Origin of the sequence: Leucobacter chinensis, assembly GCF_019049105.1 — a bacterium.
GTDB lineage: Bacteria > Actinomycetota > Actinomycetes > Actinomycetales > Microbacteriaceae > Leucobacter_A > Leucobacter_A chinensis.
In genome coordinates this window covers 236,787-253,015 of record NZ_JAHQZR010000003.1, presented here as the reverse complement: position 1 = coordinate 253,015, position 16,229 = coordinate 236,787, and the positions used below count along the sequence as shown (strand labels likewise).

Here is a 16,229-nt window from a genome sequence, read left to right as displayed (position 1 = left end):
GGGCTGTCGTATTACACTAAAAGGTGGCTTTCTTGATGAGAGTCACGAGCACAAGGAAAACTTGGGAGATGTCGATGGGTGTAAAGGTTGCTCTTGCGGGCATTGGAAACTGTGTGAGCTCACTGGTACAGGGTGTCGAGTATTACCGCGATGCGGCCGACGACGCTCAGGTTCCGGGCCTCATGCACGTTCGGCTCGGCGGCTACCACGTGAGCGACCTCCAGTTCGTTGCCGCGTTCGACGTTGACGCGCAGAAGGTGGGCAAAGACCTCTCTGAGGCCATCTGGTCAGGTCACAATAACACCGTGAAATTCTCTGAGGTGCCGAACCTCGGCCTCGAGGTGCTGCGTGGCCCCACGCTCGACGGCTTCGGCTCGTACTACCAGGACGTGTCGACCGAGTCAGAGGCCCCCGTCGTCGACGTGGTGCAGGCGCTCAAGGACTCGGGCGCTGACGTGCTCGCCTGCTACCTTCCCGTTGGCTCAGAAGAGGCCGTCAAGTTCTACGCGCAGGCCGCCCTCGACGCTGGCATCGCGTTCGTGAACGCCGTGCCCGTGTTCGTCGCTTCAGACCCCGTGTGGGCGAAGAAGTTCGTTGACGCTGGCTTGCCCATTGTCGGTGACGACATTAAGAGCCAGGTTGGCGCGACGATCACGCACCGCGTGCTCGCCCGCCTCATGGAGTCGCGCGGCATCGCGCTCGACCACACCTACCAGCTCAACGTTGGCGGCAACATGGACTTCATGAACATGCTCGAGCGCGACCGTCTCGAGTCGAAGAAGATTTCAAAGACCCAGGCCGTCACCTCGAACATTGACGTTGATCTCGACGCCGACGACGTGCACATCGGCCCGAGCGACCACGTGCCCTGGCTCAAAGACCGCAAGTTCGCTTTCGTGCGCCTCGAGGGCCGCGGCTTCGGCGACGTGCCCATGAGCCTCGAGTACAAGCTCGAGGTGTGGGATTCTCCCAACTCGGCGGGCACCATGATCGACGCGATCCGCTCGGCGAAGGTCGCGCTTGACCGCGGGCACAAGGGCCCCCTCGCTTCGGCGTCGGCGTACTTCATGAAGTCGCCCGCGGTGCAGCAGCCCGACGACGAGGCTCGCGCTGATCTTGAGGCGTTCCTCGCCCAGTAGTTTCGTACACAGGGCGCCATGGTTCGGGTATTCTCGCACCATGGCGCCTTTTGCATCTCGACGAGCCTCGCGTGCGCTGTACGTCGAGATCGACATTGCCGCGCCGATCGAGCTCGTGTGGCAGCTCACGCAAGACCCCGCCCAGCACACGCGGTGGGACGCGCGCTTTTCGCGCATCATCCCGACGACGCTTCGCGAAGATGGCGCGCAGCAGTTCCGGTACGAGCTCGACGCTCTCCCCCTCGTGACGATTCGCGGCACGGGGGTCTCGGCTGGCGAGCGCTTCGGCGCGGCCGGCTCTCGCACCTCGGCGCTCACGTTTGAGAGTGATGGCTGGTTCTCGCCGCTTCGCTCGGGGCGCGGCTACTGGCGCTACGTTCCCACCGCCGAGGGCGTGCGTTTTATCACCGGCTACGACTACACCCCCGGCTTTGGCGCCGTTGGGCGCGTGCTTGACCGGCTCATCGTGCGTCGCATGGTGTGGTGGATCACCGCCTGGAGCTTCGATCGCCTGAGACAGTGGGCTGAGGCTGGCACCCAGCCCGAGCGGATCGGCCCGCTGCGAGGCTGGTTCGGCGGGCCGCGGGCGCGAGCCTCGGCCTGCCGCAGTGCGCCAGAGGGCCGGGAGACTCGGCCCTCGATGCGCGAGGCGCCTGAGCTTCTCGCGAGGCTTGACGACGATCAAGGAGCAGCCCATGACTGAACAGCGCGGCGTGTTTGAGCGTGCCCTGGGAGATGACTTTGAGCGGCTGCACCCGATGATGCGACGGCGCTTCGGGGTGGGCCTTGCGGCGGGCTACGGGTGCGTCGGCGAGGGGACGATGCTTGAGATTCGCCGGGGTGCCCGGTGGGTGCGCCCCTTTCTGCGCTTCGGCGCGTTGCGAAACATCATGTTTCCCGAAGCCGGCAGCGATATTCCTTTTCGGATCGAGAACTACCCCTATGTCGATCACTTTGGCCGCGAGACCGTGACCTTCGTGCGCACGATGCAGGTTACGCCGAAGCGACAGCGCCGCTTTGACGCCACGATGATTTTTAGCGAGCGCGAACACCGCGTGATCGACTACCTCGGCACGCACCAGCACCTCGCGGTCGACCTCGATCTCGGGGTCGACGAGCGCGGTGGGCTGCGGCTCACGTCGGGGGCGCAGCGCTTCTATGAGGGGCCAGTGGCCTTCGCGTTTCCGATGCTGTTCAGCGGCAACGCCTCGCTCACCGAGTACTACGACGATGAGCGGCAGTGTTACGTGATCGACATGTCGGTGCGCAATCGCTTCTTGGGGCTGCTGTTCGGGTATCGGGGTGAGTTCACGTGCGAGTTTCCCGCCTGCGATGACGCTCCGGTGCGATTGAAGCCCGTGAGAGAGGAAGCGCGCGAGTGATGCGGCAGAGGCGTGAGCGCTCGGTATTCCTTGAGGCCATGGGGTCGCAAGCCGAGTTGCTGCACCCGAAGGTGCGGGAGTATGCCGAGGGGCCCGGTGGGGCCGAGGGCGAGCGTGGCGTGGTGGTTGGCGAGGGTGTCTTTCGGGTTGCCGGCAGCCGCTTTGGCCGGTTGAATCTCATCGCGAGGCCCTTCGTCGGGCCCGAGCTGCTCATGACCTGCTTTGGGCGAAACGTGCCGTTTCTCGTGCGCAACGAGCAGTCGCTCACGCCCGATGGGGCGACGAAGCTCACGGCGACGAGGGTGTTTTGCTTTGAGGGCGGCGAGCAGCGATTCGTTGACGAGCTTTTCGTGGGCCCCGACCGGGGCACGCTTACGAACGTTCTTGGGGGTGCCGGCAGGGTCGAGCTGAGGCTTCGCTGTTCGGCGACTGACCGGGGCGAGCTCGTCTTGTGGTCTGAACGGGCCTGGCTGCGGCTTGCGGGGATGCGTATCAGGCTTCCGTCGTTTGCCTCGGTGTCGGTTCACGTGCTGCACGGGTATGACGAGCGGGGCGGCCTGCAGACGGTTGCGGCCCGCGTGCGCAACCCGCTGCTCGGAACGGTGCTTGAGTACGAGGGATCATTTGATGCTTGGCCCGAGTAATACATTGCTCGGGCCAAGCGGGCGTTAGCAGGCCGTGTTAGCCGGCCGCGTTGGCCGGTTGTGTTGGTCGGGCGGCGTTGGCCGGGTGCGTGAGCGGTGCCGGGCTTTGGAGCGCCGGGCCGCGGAACGCTGGGCTTTAGAACGCTGGGGTGTTGCCCGACTCTTCGGTGACCTCGCGAACCTTGTCGCTCGTGAACGCCTTCTTGAGTGCGGCGATCTCGTCAGAATCTTCGAGCTCGGCACGGGTGACGAGCTGAATGGTGAAGGGACCGTCGGTCTCTGAGGCGATCGTGTCTTTCTCGGGGTCGAGGTCGATCATGCGGGCGAAGGCGTAGTACATGAACACCGCATCGGCCTCGGGGTATGCGGCCGGCAGCTCAGAGAAGCCGACCTGGGTGAACTGGACGTTCTTCGGGTTCTCGACGATGTCGTCGAGGTCAGCCTCGAAGCGCTCGACCTTCGGGTCAAGCTTCAGCACGCCGCCCTGTTCGAGTAGGTCAAGCGCGCGCCCCGTGTTTGAGGTGTCTTCGGGAATGAAGAGCTTTGCACCCTCTGGCAGCTCATCCCACGAGCGGAACTCGCGCGAGTAGAACGACACGATGGCGTCGTACACGGGCTGCACCGCGACGAGGTCGGCGCCGTTGGCCTCGTTGAACTCCTCCATGTACGGAATGTGCTGTGAGAAGCTCGCGTCGACCTCGCCCTCCTTGATCGCGTTGTTGACGATTGGATAGTCACCGAGCTCGACGAGCTCGATCTCGTACCCTTCTTCGATGGAGTCGGCTGCCGCGAGCACCACGTCGGTCATGGGTGTTGAAACCGCTGCGACCCGAATTGTGACGGACTCGTCGCCCGACTTCCCTGCCTCCGGTGACTCGGAGGCCCCACACGCCGTAACGCCGAGGCCGATGATGGCGGCCGAGGCTACGGTGAGCAGTCGTCTTGTGAACGTCATGGTTCTCCTTGTTTGGTGATGGTTGGGTGTTGTGAACGCCGGTAACCGGGTGGTGACCGGCTTTGGGGGCTGTAACTACTTCGCGGGGGTGAAGGCCGCGGGCTGGTCGAAGCTTTCGAGTGTCTCGAGTACCTTTTCTGAGGTGAAGGCGCGCTTCAGCGCCTCGATCTCTGGACTATCGACGTTGTCTTCGCGAGCGACGAGCGAAACAGCGAAGCGCTCATCTTGATCGGTTGCGAGCGCGTCGGTATCGGGAAAGAGCTCGAGCTGGCGGGCGTATGAGGCGAGCAGGTACGTGAGGTCGGCCTCGTCGTACGAGACGTTGGCGTTTGCGAGCTCGACAGCGATGAACTCGAGGTTCTTGGGGTTCTCGTCGATGTCTTCAACCATCGCATCAAACTTGTCGACCCCGTCTTTCAGAGTAATGAGGCCCTCGCTCTCGAGCAGTCCAAGCGCCCTACCCTGATTGCTGTCGTTGGGAATCGAGACCTTCGCACCGTCGGCGAGGTCGTCGAGCGACTTCAGGTCTTTCGCATAGAAGCCGCCGACGACGTAGTAGATGGGCTGTACGACGGCGAGGGTGCCATTGTTACCCTCGTTGAAGTCTTCCATGTGTGGCGGGTGCTGAATGAAGTTTGCGTCGACCTCGCCGTCGTTGAGAATGACGTTTGGGGTGAACACTCCCGAGGTCTCGACCAATTTCACCTCGTAGCCATCTTCAATGGCCTCAGCAGCGGCGAGCACAACGTCGGTCATGGGTGTCGACGATGAGGCAACCTGAATGACGACCGGGTCTTTCGACTGTGTGTCGTCGCTGCCGTTGGCGTCGTCAGACTGCGCGCATGCGCTCAACCCGAGGGCTGCGATCGCGATGACGCCCACAGCGGTGAGGCGGCGTGAGAACTTCAAGAGAATCTCCTTTATTGATGTGGTGTTGCGGGGTGGTTAAGGAGCGTCGCCGGGACCGGCTCTGCTAACGCTTGTCGAGTGCTGCTGAGATGCGGTTGCCCACGAACTGGATGATGAGTACGCAGGCGACGGTCACAATAACCGCCGTATACATGAGTGCCCAGTCCCAGCGTTGGTAGCCGTATCGAATGGCAAAGTCGCCCAGGCCGCCGGCTCCGACGACACCGAGCACTGTCGAGTACGAGACGAGGGTCACGGTCGCTGAGGTGAGAGCGTAGACGAGCCCGGGGCGGCCCTCAGAGAGGAGAAAGCGAGTGACGATTTGCAGGGTGCTCGCCCCCATCGCCTGCGCGGCGTGAAGAATGCCCGGGGGTATTTCTCGCAGAATCTGCTCGGTGAGTCTCGCGAAAATCGCGATGGCTACGAATAACAGCGGGAAGGTGCCCCCCGCCACTCCGAACGAGGTGCCGAGCACGAGGCGAGTGAACGGGATGAGGAAGATGATGAAGAGCAAGAAGGGGAAGGCGCGCACGACCGTGACGTACGAGTCGGCGATGAGCCACACGAAGCGGTTTTGTCTGATCCCCCCTTTCCCGGTGAGGAAGATGACCGTGCCGAGCGGCAGGCCGAGCAGCACTGCCGCGAGCAATGCAAAAAACACCATGATGCCGGTCTCGGCGAGCGCAGTGGCGAGCGCGGGCCAGTTACTCACAATGGCGTCAATCATGAACCGAGGTACCCTTTCGCGTAGTCGAGGTACGGCGGCTTCTCGTCATCGCCGTTAAACGAGGTCGCAACCTCTACGATCTCGCGCAGCTTGCCTTTCTCGAAGAGGGCTGCCCGCTGACAGATGGCTTTCACCGCGTCGAGCTCGTGTGAAACGAGCACGCAGGTGGTTGAAAACTCTTGGTTCGTTGCTCGAATGAGTCGCAGAATGTCGTCGCGCGTTGAGAGATCGAGCGCCGAGGTTGGCTCGTCAAAGAGCACGATGCTCGGCTGCGTCATGAGAGCCCGCGCGATCGCGACGCGTTGCCGCTCACCGCCTGAAAGGGCCCCTGGGTACTGCTTGGCGCGATGCGCGAGGCCCACGAACGAGAGCAGCTCGGCGACGCGCTTCGGGTTCTTGGCTCCCGTGAGCTTGAGCGGCAGCTCGATATTGTCTGCGACGGTCTCGTTGCTGAGCAGGTTGTTGCCCTGAAACACGACCCCGATGGTGCGGCGCAGCTCACGCAACGCACGGTCAGACAGGCCTGCGACGGGGGTTCCGAGCACCCGCACCGATCCACTCGTTGGTTGTAGGAGGCCAACGCACAGGTCAAGGAATGTCGATTTACCTGACCCAGACTCCCCCACGATGCCAAAGATCTCACCGGGGTTGATCTCAAGAGAAACGTTGTTTAAAGCCAGAACGGGCTCGGGGCCTTCGTACTGTTTGCTCACCTTCGTAAACGTGAGCGCCGCATCGCGGTCGGTCATGCGAACTTCCTGTGCTGTGGGTGCCCGCGCGCTCGGGTGTGATGCGCGGGTCGGTGATGCCCGGGGTGCTGGGCGCGGTTACGACGATACGCGATCTCATAAGCAATCGCACGCATATCTTCACAAAATGTCATACGTTACGCTTTCGTTGCACGGAGACGATTTCAGTGAAGTACGCTTCAAGGGACTGTGCGTGCGCGTGCCAGTCGTGCCTCTGTGCGTATGCGCGCGCAGAGCGGCCAAGCGCATCAAGCGCCGCGGTGTCGTGCACCGTGTGGGCCATCGCCTGAGCCCAGTGAAGCGCATCTCGCCCGCTCACGAGTACACCGCTCACACCTTCACGTACCGATTCGACGAGACCGGTGGTGTGAGCGGCGATCACGGGGGTGCCCGACGCCGCCGATTCGAGCGCGACGAGACCAAAGGTTTCAGAGTGCGAGGGAATGAGGGTCACGGTGCTCTCGCGCATGAGGCGAGCTGCGCCCTCCCTGGACTGGGCCGGTAAAAACTGAATGTCGAGCCCCGCGACGCTCGCCCGCTCTTGAAGCGCTGCCAAAAAAGACTCCTGCCCCGGCGTCGCCTGCCCCGCGATCGTGAGACGCGCTCCCTGCGCAAGCCCCGGCGCGAGCTGAGTAAAGGCAATGAAGGCCTCGACGGCAAGATCTTGTCCCTTGAGGGGCTGCACCCGCCCGATCACGAGAAATGCCGCACCGCGAGCGGCTTCGCCTCGGGGCCTCGGCTCTGTGTCTGTGTCTCGGGTCGCTGCTGCCACAGTTCCCGCTCCCTGCCCCGGCTGTTGGTGGGGTTCGGGAGGTGTCTGGCTCTCGGGTGCGAAGAGGCGTGTGTCGACGCCGGGGTGAATGATCCGCGATGTGATTGGCGCCCCGCCAGGGCTGCCGTAAGCCTCGGTGATCGCCGTGAGCTCGCTCTTGCTGCCGGCGACGAGCGCGGTTTCGGCGACGAGCCGGCGTTCAGCGTTGAGCCGGGCGTCAGGCTCGGGAGCATCGGCGGCCGCACGGTGAGCGTTCTTCTGCGCGCCAACCGTGTGCAGCGTAGTGACGACGGGGGCATGCCCCGCCTCGAGTGCCGCGATGCCGCTCAGCCAGTAGTGTGCGTGCAGCACATCGACCTTGGCGAGCAGCGGGTGCGCGGTAAGTGCGCGGCCAAACTCACGGGTATGCGCAGGGAGCGCTTCTTTCTCGAGGTCGGGGTCGCCCACCTCAAGCGCGACAACCGTTACTCGCGAATCGCCGGAGAGTGGAAAGGTGCCCGCCGGCTGTCTGAGCGATGCCCTGGTCGCGATCGTGACCTCGTGGCCGAGCGCTTCGAGCGCGAGGGCGGCCTCGCGCACAACAACGTTGAGACCGCCAGCGTCGCCCTCACCCGGGGTTTCGAGGGGCGAGGTGTGCAGAGATACGAGCCCGATGCGCATATCTCAAGTGTAGGCAAGTGCAGGAGGCCCGTGGTCGACCGGAGTCTATACAGTAAACCGCCCAAGAGCTACAGTGAATACGTAAGAACCATTTTTGGAACGAGTAATTAGGGGGAACGCGATGACGTATGTAACGCCGTCAGAAGAACAGCGTATTCATGAGACATCGAGGTTTTTGTTCGGGACCGCCGGGCTCATCGCGATCGTGATGGGCCTGCTCATCCTTATCTGGCCAGACAAGAGCGGCAAAACCGTCATGACGGCGGTCGCCGCGATTCTCGGCTTTTGGGTGCTCGTCAACGGCGCGATCAACATTGGCGTCGGCTTCTTCTCGAAGAGCCGCGGCGGCTGGGCGCGCACCGGCTACACCCTGCTCGGCGTGCTCTTCATTATCGGTGGCATCGCCATCCTTTCGAACCTCATGTTCGCCGCACTCACGGTCACCGTCTTCATTGCGATTACCGTAGGCGTGCTGTGGATCATGGAAGCGTTCGTCTCATTTGCGTTCGTCGGCAAGACCGATCACAAGGCAATCACCATCATCTCGGGCATCTTGAGCCTCATCGCCGGTATCGTGCTCGTGATGAGCCCGCTCTACAGCGCGGTTATTCTGTGGTGGGTTCTCGGGGTCTCACTCGTTGTGCTCGGCCTCATTCAGGTCGTTCGCGCGATGCGCGCCAAGACGCTTGATGCGCACGTGCTCTAGTCACGTAGCATTCGCCAGCATCGCCTCGGTCCCGTTCCTGTGAAAAGGTGCGGGGTCGAGGCGTTTTTCTGCTAGAATCGACGTTTGTTCGTCTGTTTTTATGGGCGAGCACTGCATATATACCCTCCTGCTACAGAAATGCTGTAGCCGAAGAGTCCGAAGGAGGTGGGTCAATAATGCATCCATACGAACTCATGGTGATCCTTGATCCCGGAGTTGATGAGCGCACCGTCGCTCCGACGATGGAGAAGTTTCTCACGGTCATCACCGCTGATGGTGGCGTCATCGAGAACACCGATATCTGGGGCAAGCGTCGCCTGGCCTACGAGATCGATAAGAAGAACGAAGGCATCTACGTCGTCGTGAACTTCACGGCAACCCCCGCAGCAACCGCTGAGCTTGATCGTCAGCTTGGCCTTGCAGAGTCAATCATGCGCACGAAGGTTCTCCGTGCAGACGAGCTCATCGCTCAGCGCGGCGCCCAGGCGGCACGTGACGCAGCGAAGGCAGCTCGCGCAGCAGCGAAGAGCGCCTAACCATGGCAGGCGAGACCGTTATCACGGTGATTGGCAACCTCACTGCCGATCCCGAGCTGCGTTGGACCAACAATGGCGTCGCTCTCGCATCGTTCTCAGTAGCATCAACCCCCCGCGTGTTCGACCGCAAGGCGAACGAGTGGCGTGACGGCGAGGCATTGTTCCTGCGCTGCACGGTGTGGCGCGAAGCTGCAGAAAACGTTGCAAACACTCTGACGAAGGGCACCCGCGTTATCGTGACCGGTTCACTTCGCCAGCGTAACTACGAGGTTGAAGGCCAGCGCCGCACCTCGTACGAGCTCGACGTTGACGAAATTGGTCCTTCGCTCCGGTACGCGACCGCACAGGTCACGCGTACCCCGCCCCGCGGTGGCGCGGGCGGCGGAGGCGGTTTCGGTGGCGGTCAGCAGCAGCAGGGCGGCGACAACATGTCGGCGCCTCAGCAGCAGCAGACTCAGTCAGACCAGCCCTGGGGGCGCGGAGCTTCATCGAACGACGGTTGGGCAAACCCCGGCCAGTCATTCGACAACGAAGCACCTTTTTAAGCATTGTTTTGGGGGCTCGTCCCCTGAATTCTCACGAAAGAAAAGTACATGGCAGGCAAGGCAAGCGGCGCAGGCCGCAAGGGTCGTGGCAAGAACGTAAAGCCCGTCGCACCCGCAAAATCAATTACCGTCGGTGTTATCGACTACAAGGACATTGCGACTCTTCGCAAGTTCGTTTCAGAGCGTGGCAAGATTCGCTCACGTCGCATCACTGGTGTTTCAGTCCAGGAGCAGCGTCTCATCGCAAAGGCAGTTAAGAACGCCCGCGAGATGGCCCTTCTCCCTTACTCCGGCTCAGGCCGCTAGGGGGCACTCACATGGCAAAGGTTATTCTTACCAATGAAGTTCAGGGTCTCGGCTCAGCCGGCGACGTCGTAGAGGTCAAGAACGGTTACGCACGTAACTACCTTGTTCCCCGCGGATTCGCTGTTGCTTGGACCCGTGGCGGCGCATCGCAGGTTGCTGACATTCGTGCAGCACGCGAGGCACGTGCCATCGCAAACCACGAAGACGCAGTAGCGCTCAAGCAGAAGCTCGAGGGCGAGAAGATTCGTCTCATCGTCAAGGCTGGCGTTGGCGGCCGTCTCTTCGGCTCGGTCAAGCCCGTAGCTGTTGCAGACGCTGTACAGTCGCAGGGTCTCGGCGAGATCGACAAGCGCAAGGTGACGCTTCCCGTCATCAAGACGACTGGCGAGTACAAGGCCGTCGCACACCTTCACGATGGTGTCGACGCGAAGCTCACGCTTCAGGTCATCAGCCAGCGCTAAAGCGCGCATCGCACGCACACAGCGGCCGGTTCCCCTCGGGGGCCGGCCGCTGTGGCGTTTCGGGCTGGTTCTGGATCTACTTGACGAAAAGCAGGGTGTTTTCACCGAAACACCCTGCTTTCTGTCAAGTAAACCCCGAAAACGCGTGCACGAGCCCCGGGCCGGCCACAGCCGAACCGCGACAGCCCGATCGAGCCGCAGCCGAACTGCGGCAGCCTCCCCCTACCGCATCCCACCGGCGTACCGCGGCACTCCCGCCTACCGCGCCCCCACCTCAAGGTGTTCGCCGTTCACAGGTAGCGCAGTGAGTGGCGCAAACGTCATAGGCACTCCCTCGGCGAGCATCGCCCGCGGGTGGTCCTGCAACTGCGCGTGCACGTGCGGCTCGGAGCTGTTACCGGTGTTGCCACACGAGGCGATGCGCTGCCCGGCAGCAACGCGCTCGCCCGGCCGCACGAGCACAGACCCGTGCTGCAGGTGCGCGACGGTCGCATACACGCTCCGATCGCCCACTCCCTCGGCGCGTATCGTCACGTAATTACCGAGCAGCCAGCGTGTACCGCCCAGCTGCCGCACAAAGCCCTCCGCCATGAGCCAAAGCAACGCAAGGTGCGAAGATCGAGCGCGGTGATCGCGCCTGGCCCTGTGCACGGCCACAACCTCACCGCTCGCCATCGCATACACAGGTTGGCCGAATGCCGGGTAGGCCTTCGCATCGCGAAAGGCCGTCGACCCGAACTCGGGGCGAGTCGCCGCGGGCTCTGGAGTGGGTGAAGAGGGCAGCGGATCCGCCACGAGATCGACCGCATAGGCCTGCCCCCAGAGCCGAACCCCGTGGCTCGGCACGGCCGACGAGGGGCCGTTGAGCACGAGCCAGCGGCCCGCGACGGGCGAGGTAACCGACAGTGCCTCGCCGGCTGGGGCTGTAATGAAGCGGCGAAGGGCAGTGATTGCGAGCGCGAGCGCGAGAGCAGCCATGCCAGTAAACGCGATAATCGTTCGGGCAGGGCGTGGAACGAGCGATGCTGGCGCGAATGCGAGCCCGAGCAGGAGGGCGCAGGCGAACAGCATCAGGGGGTAGCGCCAGCGGTACAGTGCGCGCGCGGTGGGCCTCATGAGCTAGGCCTCTGCGATCAGCGCGAGTAGAGGAACGACCTTGGCTGGCGGCACCTCGTAGTGCGCCCGACCGGTCTGCTGCACCCAGCCCGCTGCAACGAGCTGGCGTAGGTGGTGGTGGAGTTGGCCGGTCGTTCCGAGCGCCTCGAGTTCGGCGAGTTCGCTGGTGAGGCGTGATCCGCTCAGTATTGCCCTGAGTATTTCGAGACGAACGGGGTTGCCGAGGGCCGCGAGGGCGCTTGCTCGGTGTGACCAGTCGAGCTCGAAGAGTTGCGCGGTTCCGCTTGTGACCTGCCAGGCAATGGGTTCGCCTGTGGGGAGCGAGAGTGAACCAGCCACGAGTACAGCGCCCTGTTCGGTGAGCGGGTGCTCGGTGCGGCTAGCGGCGAGGGTGTTGAGGGCCCAGAACGTGTCTGCGTCGTGAGCTCGGGCATGCACCCCGTCGTGCGCCGAAGCGGGGGGAGTCGGCGCCGCAGTTTCGAGGGCATCGAGGCGTTCGAGTACCGAGTGCAGCGTTGCTGTGAGGTCGGCGATTGAGGGCGTCGAGGTTACCGGGCTTGTGGCTTTGGTGTCGTTCGGGGCCGATGAATTACTCGCGTTCGTCATGAGTACGATAGTACGTAATAACGTAGATGAGTGCAAGGGTCTTCTGCGGTTGTCGGTGGCATGCGCTATACCTAGAGATATGCATCCCTCAGAATATCCCGGCAAGGCAACGACAAGCAGGCGAGTGCTCGCACCCGATTTGGCGCGAGGAATGATGCTTCTTTTCATCGCTTTGGCCAATGTTTCAGGACATATATGGGGGCGTGAGCTCAGCGCTTATTCGCTTCACCCCGCGGCAGAGGGCGGGATCGACCGGGCGCTCTCGTCGTTCGCGCTACTCTTCATCGACGGCCACGTCTACCCGATGTTTGCGTTTCTGTTTGGGTACGGAATTACGCAGTTTGCTCAATCGCGCATCGCGCGAAACATTTCACCGAACGAGGTTGGCGCGATGTTGCTGCGCCGTCATCTGTGGCTCTTCGTCTTTGGTGCGGTGCACGCACTGCTCCTGTTCTCGGGCGATATTCTGGGCGCATACGCACTCACGGGGCTTATCGTCGCACCGCTGCTCTTGCAGGGCAGTGAGAAAACGCTCCGCGTGCTGCTCATCGTGAGCGGCAGCATCATTGCTGGCCTCATGCTTCTTCTCGCGGGTGTGTTCACCATGGTTTCGTTCGCCGCTCCCGGCGTCTTTGATTTCACGCAGGGCGGCCAACTCGAAGCCGACTTTGAAACATTGGCTGGTACGAGCCATGGCTACGGCGCGACGATGCTGGTGCGGTTGGGCGTCTGGCTTATGGCAACGTTCTTCTCGGTCGTCAGTCTTATCGTTCCTTTTGCGGTGTTGCTCGGCGGCTATGCGGCACGCTATCGCTTTCTTGAGGGACACACACGGCGTTTCACCATGCAGCGCGTAGCACTCTGGGGCATCGCCATTGCGACAGTGCTCTCGCTACCAGCGGCGCTCATGCATCTCGGTGTGCTCGATCCCGGAACCATGGGCGGTGCAGCGCTCATGCTCCTTGCGCAGCTCGGCGGCATCGCGGGCGGGCTAGGGTACGTGGCGCTCTGCGGGGTCATTGGCGCGAAGCTGCAGGCAAAGCCGCACGGTCACGTGACGGCCGCAATTGCAGCCGTCGGCAAGCGCTCACTCAGCTGCTACCTGTGGCAGTCGCTCATCTTTGCACCGCTCCTGGCGCCGTGGGGCTTGGGGCTCGGAGCGACGGTCAGTGCAAGCGACGCATTCGCGATCGCACTTTTCGTGTGGATCACGTCGCTTATCGCCGCGATAATCCTTGAGCGTCGTCAGCTTCGAGGCCCGGCTGAGGCGATTCTGCGCAGGCTGACCTACGGTCGTGTTGAAAAGGCGTGATGGGAGCGGGCGAACGAGTGTGTGGTTACCGCAGCCGCTCGCCCGCCGTGACGGCTACGTCGAGGGTATTCTCAGCGATGGGCACCGGGCACGACACGTAAGGGGTCAGTGAGCAGGGCATGCTGTAGGCGTAGTTCCAGTCGACAATGATGTCGGCGGGCTCAGCAACATCGGCGATATCGAGCTCGATCATTCGGCCATTGCCGTGCGTCTCGGCTCCACTGGTGGCGTCACGAAAGTGCGTGAAGGCGCGGTCGGGCGTGCCAAACACGACAAGCTGGTGAGGTGCCAGGCCTTCACCGAGCGTGAAGCTCAGGGTGCCGATGCTTCGTACGATGTCAATGACGCCCTCGGCGAGTGTTTCACGCACCACCTCAGTGGCCGCGTGGGGCTCGAAGTGGGCCGGGGTGCGCCAGGCGGTGTCGTACTCGTAGCTCGTGATGGGCAACGTCTCTGCCGTTGCGGCCGATCTGGGATCGCGCACGCGCACGGCATAAATGTTGCCGCCGGAAGGCGTGCGGCGAACGATCGTCTCGACTTCCCGTTCGCCGGAGAGAATGAGCTGTGCCTCGGGGTGGCCGCTCATGAGGTAGCGGCCACTCTCGATGACGGTGGGCCTGGTGATCGCGGCTCCCTGCACTGTGAGCGGTTGGGCCGTGGCGGCGTCGAGGGGTCCGTTTGCCGAGAGCGCGACGGTGTCGGGTGTGTGCGTTACTTCGCCATTCAGTGCGCTCCACAGCCCCGGCAGGTCGGGCAGGGTGACATCGACCGAGCCATCGGGCAGCCAGTGTTGAGCAATTGGCGCACTCCAGCCGTACGGGTGTGTCAGCTCGGCGTGTCGGGCGTGGCGCCACACCCTCCAGTGTGCGTGAAGATGTTCATCGAATGACATTGAACGTTCCCTTCTGCGTTACCTCTCTACCCTACGCGGGAGTGGGATCGGGGGTGTTTATGTCACGAAAAAAGACGTGGAAAACCCCTTCGAAAAAGGGTCTAAAACTGCCTCTTACCCCCTCTTTTCTCCACAGTCAAGTCAGCTGTTTAAGGTTGAACCTGTGGTTAAAGGTTCTTGTTGTGCACAGTATAAAAATATGAAAACCGCAGGTCAGGACATTAAAGATTTTTCGAACAAAAAACTTATACACAGTTACTAACAGCTTGTGTGAATAAAGTCCCCACTGTATTGGTGCCTTATGCACATAGTTATCCACAGGTGGGAAAACGGCGAGTTGATCAACCGCCTGAAAGTGCCTACGGTTGTGTCAGTAGTTTCGGCAATACTCGTGATTGTCGTTCACGAAGCATTCACTGTTCGGAGGCCCCATGTCACTCGCGCACATCAGCGCTACAGACCCATCGCAAGGCGCCTTCGAACAGGGGGCAGAGCGCACACCGCCGCACGATTTGCTCGCTGAGCAGAGTGTTCTCGGCGGCATGATGCTTTCGAAAGACGCCGTTGCCGACGTGTACGGCTTGCTGCGCGGTGCTGACTTTTACGTGCCAAAGCACGAGGTGATCTATGACGCGATTATGGATCTCTACGCGCACGGTGAGCCAACTGATGAGATCGCGGTCTCAGATCAGCTGACCAAGCTCGGCAATCTGCAGCGCGCCGGTGGTGTCGCGTACCTGCACTCGCTCACCGCAGTTGTGCCTACCGCGGCAAACGCGGGGTACTACGCCGAGATCGTCGGCGACAAGGCACTCTTGCGCAGGCTCGTTGACGCGGGTACCCGCATTGCTCAGATGGGCTACTCGGGCGAGGGCGAGGCTGTCGACCTGCTGAATAACGCGCAGGCCGAGGTCTACAACGTTGCCGGTGGTAGCGCCGGCGAAGACTACGTGCCGCTGTCGCTTGCCATGGATGATGCCGTGGCCGAGATCGAACGCGCTGGCACGCTCGAAGACGGCATGACCGGTGTTCCCACCGGGTTCCAGGAGCTCGACGAGCTCACGAACGGTTTTGGTGGCGGCCAGATGATCATCATTGCCGCTCGTCCCGCGATGGGTAAGTCGACGCTTGCTCTTGACGTGGCGAGGGCCGCATCGGTGGGTCACGGCGCCGCGACGGTGTTCTTCTCACTCGAGATGGGCCGCGCCGAGATCGCGACGCGTATGCTCGCCGCTGAGGCCTCGATTCCTATGCAGGTGTTGCGCAAGGGCAATCTTGAGCCGCGTGACTGGACGAAGCTTGCTGCGACGCAGAGCCGCATTCACGACGCGCCGCTGTTCATCGACGACAGCGCGAATATGACGCTCGCTGAGATCCGCGCGAAATGTCGCCGGCTGAAGCAGACCGATAACCTGCGCATGATCGTCATTGACTACCTGCAGCTGCTGACAAGCGGTAAGAAGGTTGAAAGCCGTCAGCAAGAGGTCAGTGAGTTCTCGCGTGCGCTCAAGCTGTTGTCGAAAGAGCTCGATGTGCCGGTCGTGGCCCTGTCGCAGCTGAACCGTGCCTCTGAGCAGCGTGCCGATAAGCTTCCCGCGATCAGTGACCTGCGTGAGTCTGGCTCACTGGAGCAGGACGCCGATATGGTGATCTTGCTGCACCGTGAGGCGGTTCACGAGAAAGATCACCCGCGCGCTGGCGAGGCAGACTTTATTCTTGCGAAGCAGCGTAACGGCCCCACGGGCACCGTCACGGTCGCCTTTCAAGGCCACTTCTCGCGCTTTCAAGATATGCCGAGCGGCATCTAGCCGA

General features: G+C 62.3%; 19 protein-coding genes. 11 read left to right on the top strand and 8 right to left on the bottom strand.

Going from position 1 to position 16,229, the window contains the following annotated elements:
- Positions 1 to 74 precede the first annotated feature (74 nt).
- From KTJ78_RS04860 to KTJ78_RS04845, 4 genes are read left to right on the top strand one after another with little or no spacing between them, the layout of a single operon-like run.
- Positions 75 to 1,139, top strand: coding sequence for an inositol-3-phosphate synthase (locus KTJ78_RS04860; protein ID WP_369807979.1), 1,065 nt, complete (start codon positions 75 to 77; stop codon positions 1,137 to 1,139).
- Positions 1,140 to 1,179: 40 nt separating this feature from the next.
- A complete protein-coding gene (locus KTJ78_RS04855) occupies positions 1,180 to 1,842 on the top strand; it encodes an SRPBCC family protein (protein ID WP_217133149.1) in 663 nt (220 codons plus the stop codon).
- Positions 1,835 to 2,521 (top strand): DUF4166 domain-containing protein, encoded by a 687-nt coding sequence (locus tag KTJ78_RS04850; RefSeq protein ID WP_217133147.1) that lies wholly within the window; start codon positions 1,835 to 1,837, stop codon positions 2,519 to 2,521. The genes KTJ78_RS04855 and KTJ78_RS04850 overlap by 8 nt, the downstream gene beginning before the upstream one ends.
- On the top strand, positions 2,521 to 3,165 hold the full coding sequence (locus tag KTJ78_RS04845; protein WP_217133145.1) for a DUF4166 domain-containing protein: 645 nt from the start codon (positions 2,521 to 2,523) through the stop codon (positions 3,163 to 3,165). The genes KTJ78_RS04850 and KTJ78_RS04845 overlap by 1 nt, the downstream gene beginning before the upstream one ends.
- Before the next feature lie 136 nt (positions 3,166 to 3,301).
- Here the strand turns inward: KTJ78_RS04845 and KTJ78_RS04840 are convergent, their stop codons facing one another.
- From KTJ78_RS04840 to KTJ78_RS04820, 5 genes are all read right to left on the bottom strand, one after another.
- Entirely contained in the window at positions 3,302 to 4,120 is an 819-nt protein-coding gene (locus tag KTJ78_RS04840) for a MetQ/NlpA family ABC transporter substrate-binding protein (protein WP_217133144.1), read from the bottom strand.
- Between the two features lie 75 nt (positions 4,121 to 4,195).
- Positions 4,196 to 5,029, bottom strand: a complete 834-nt coding sequence (locus KTJ78_RS04835) for a MetQ/NlpA family ABC transporter substrate-binding protein (RefSeq protein WP_217133142.1) — start codon at positions 5,027 to 5,029, stop codon at positions 4,196 to 4,198.
- A 64-nt stretch (positions 5,030 to 5,093) separates the two neighbouring features.
- Positions 5,094 to 5,756: a methionine ABC transporter permease gene (locus KTJ78_RS04830; RefSeq protein WP_217133140.1), complete on the bottom strand. Its 663-nt coding sequence runs from the start codon at positions 5,754 to 5,756 to the stop codon at positions 5,094 to 5,096.
- The gene (locus KTJ78_RS04825; protein WP_217133139.1) at positions 5,753 to 6,505 is read right to left on the bottom strand and encodes a methionine ABC transporter ATP-binding protein; all 753 of its coding nucleotides are present in this window, start codon (positions 6,503 to 6,505) and stop codon (positions 5,753 to 5,755) included. Before KTJ78_RS04825 ends, KTJ78_RS04830 begins: the two co-directional genes overlap by 4 nt.
- A gap of 130 nt (positions 6,506 to 6,635) precedes the next feature.
- On the bottom strand, positions 6,636 to 7,937 hold the full coding sequence (locus tag KTJ78_RS04820; RefSeq protein WP_217133137.1) for a glycosyltransferase: 1,302 nt from the start codon (positions 7,935 to 7,937) through the stop codon (positions 6,636 to 6,638).
- A gap of 121 nt (positions 7,938 to 8,058) precedes the next feature.
- Between KTJ78_RS04820 and KTJ78_RS04815 the strand changes: the two genes are divergently transcribed.
- The 5 genes from KTJ78_RS04815 to rplI all read left to right on the top strand — a co-directional run bounded on the left by KTJ78_RS04815 (position 8,059) and on the right by rplI (position 10,491).
- On the top strand, positions 8,059 to 8,643 hold the full coding sequence (locus tag KTJ78_RS04815; protein ID WP_217133136.1) for an HdeD family acid-resistance protein: 585 nt from the start codon (positions 8,059 to 8,061) through the stop codon (positions 8,641 to 8,643).
- A gap of 176 nt (positions 8,644 to 8,819) precedes the next feature.
- Positions 8,820 to 9,179 (top strand): 30S ribosomal protein S6, encoded by a 360-nt coding sequence (rpsF, locus tag KTJ78_RS04810; RefSeq protein WP_217133134.1) that lies wholly within the window; start codon positions 8,820 to 8,822, stop codon positions 9,177 to 9,179.
- Positions 9,180 to 9,181: 2 nt separating this feature from the next.
- Positions 9,182 to 9,724, top strand: coding sequence for a single-stranded DNA-binding protein (locus KTJ78_RS04805; RefSeq protein WP_217133131.1), 543 nt, complete (start codon positions 9,182 to 9,184; stop codon positions 9,722 to 9,724).
- A 48-nt stretch (positions 9,725 to 9,772) separates the two neighbouring features.
- Positions 9,773 to 10,030: a 30S ribosomal protein S18 gene (rpsR, locus tag KTJ78_RS04800; RefSeq protein WP_217133125.1), complete on the top strand. Its 258-nt coding sequence runs from the start codon at positions 9,773 to 9,775 to the stop codon at positions 10,028 to 10,030.
- A gap of 11 nt (positions 10,031 to 10,041) precedes the next feature.
- A complete protein-coding gene (gene rplI, locus KTJ78_RS04795; protein WP_217133123.1) occupies positions 10,042 to 10,491 on the top strand; it encodes a 50S ribosomal protein L9 in 450 nt (149 codons plus the stop codon).
- A 258-nt stretch (positions 10,492 to 10,749) separates the two neighbouring features.
- Here the strand turns inward: rplI and KTJ78_RS04790 are convergent, their stop codons facing one another.
- A complete protein-coding gene (locus KTJ78_RS04790; RefSeq protein ID WP_217133122.1) occupies positions 10,750 to 11,607 on the bottom strand; it encodes a M23 family metallopeptidase in 858 nt (285 codons plus the stop codon).
- Positions 11,608 to 11,610: 3 nt separating this feature from the next.
- On the bottom strand, positions 11,611 to 12,213 hold the full coding sequence (locus KTJ78_RS04785) for an ArsR/SmtB family transcription factor (protein WP_217133121.1): 603 nt from the start codon (positions 12,211 to 12,213) through the stop codon (positions 11,611 to 11,613).
- Between the two features lie 79 nt (positions 12,214 to 12,292).
- Between KTJ78_RS04785 and KTJ78_RS04780 the strand changes: the two genes are divergently transcribed.
- Positions 12,293 to 13,525, top strand: coding sequence for a DUF418 domain-containing protein (locus tag KTJ78_RS04780; protein WP_254259375.1), 1,233 nt, complete (start codon positions 12,293 to 12,295; stop codon positions 13,523 to 13,525).
- Positions 13,526 to 13,550: 25 nt separating this feature from the next.
- Here KTJ78_RS04780 and KTJ78_RS04775 read toward each other — a convergent pair whose 3' ends face one another.
- Entirely contained in the window at positions 13,551 to 14,417 is an 867-nt protein-coding gene (locus KTJ78_RS04775; protein ID WP_217133120.1) for a DUF1684 domain-containing protein, read from the bottom strand.
- A 431-nt stretch (positions 14,418 to 14,848) separates the two neighbouring features.
- Between KTJ78_RS04775 and dnaB the strand changes: the two genes are divergently transcribed.
- Positions 14,849 to 16,225 (top strand): replicative DNA helicase, encoded by a 1,377-nt coding sequence (dnaB, locus tag KTJ78_RS04770; RefSeq protein WP_217133118.1) that lies wholly within the window; start codon positions 14,849 to 14,851, stop codon positions 16,223 to 16,225.
- Positions 16,226 to 16,229 lie beyond the last annotated feature (4 nt).